The following is a 1,072-nucleotide window of genomic DNA, read 5'->3' on the forward strand; positions in this document are numbered from 1 at the left end:
GCTAGTGAATTACTCAAGTCTGTTCGTGGTGCTTAATTTCATCAGAACATAAGAATTTTTTTTAAATTTTTTTCCTACAGTATCTTGACACTATCCCTATAACATTATACTGTTTACAAAAATACAAATAAATGGTATTATATTACTAACAAAAATATGATTAAAAGGAGAGATTTTCATGAAAAAACTATTTATTGTTTTAGGATTCGTATTCACAATGTTAGTTAGTTCTATAGTAGTTTTTGCAAGCGATTTTACTACAAAAGATATTGTAAAAGATACTAAAGCAAGCATACCTAAAGCAGGAAAAATTGTGACAGTTGGATTTAATATCAAAGATAAAGAAGAACTATTTGGGGAAATGAGTAATGAAGAAATTTATGAATCTTTGCAAGAAACGATGAAAAAATTAATGAAAGATGAAAACGAATATTCTAAATATATAGGTAGTAAATTAATAGTTTCTGTTTCGTCAAATACAGATAAAGGTAAAAGTTTTAAATCGAACGTTTTATCTAAATCTAACAATTTATACCAATTTAAACCAGAAGGCCTTGATGAAGAACTTATTAGCGAAACTTTTGTATATCAAGTAGGATTTGAGTGGAATAGCCAAATGTATTATGGGACATATCTAACTGTTGCTGATGGTATAAAAAGTAGAGTAGGTAGTAACTATATGGATGGCATAGCAACTGAGCATGTATCAGGAGCTAACTGGACTGTAAAAGATTTAGAACCTGATGGAGCAGATGCATATAATCGTTTTAGCAGTTGGTATGAATTAGGGGTTCTTCGTTATGGATATGGACATTTTTCTATAGATTCTTCGGGAGATATAATTTTTCATGGTGTAGAATAATAAAAGATACAAAAACAGCACGCATATATATTTTACTCAACTTTCGCAGCACAAAATAGCCAGCTTTTCCTTTAAAACAGTAGGTAGCGAAGCTATAAAATAGTTCATAAACTCATTTAATTTCCATGTGCCAGGTTTAAATCCCCCGACTTTCAGTCGGGTAGCTTTAGCAAACAGCGAAGCTGCATGATAGTGGTATAATAGTGTTGG

At 30.8% G+C, this 1,072-nt stretch carries 1 protein-coding gene; it reads left to right on the top strand.

Going from position 1 to position 1,072, the window contains the following annotated elements; all coding sequences use genetic code 11:
• Nucleotides 1–178 precede the first annotated feature (178 nt).
• The gene (locus tag BUB36_RS19020) at nt 179–862 is read left to right on the top strand and encodes a hypothetical protein (protein ID WP_073153924.1); all 684 of its coding nucleotides are present in this window, start codon (nt 179–181) and stop codon (nt 860–862) included.
• Nucleotides 863–1,072 lie beyond the last annotated feature (210 nt).

The organism is Paramaledivibacter caminithermalis DSM 15212 (assembly GCF_900142245.1).
GTDB lineage: Bacteria > Bacillota > Clostridia > Peptostreptococcales > Caminicellaceae > Paramaledivibacter > Paramaledivibacter caminithermalis.

Bases quoted from the DNA above. Each gene is read 5' to 3' on its own strand.
- BUB36_RS19020 (WP_073153924.1), top strand. From the start codon at position 179: ATGAAAAAACTATTTATTGTTTTAGGATTCGTATTCACAATGTTAGTT.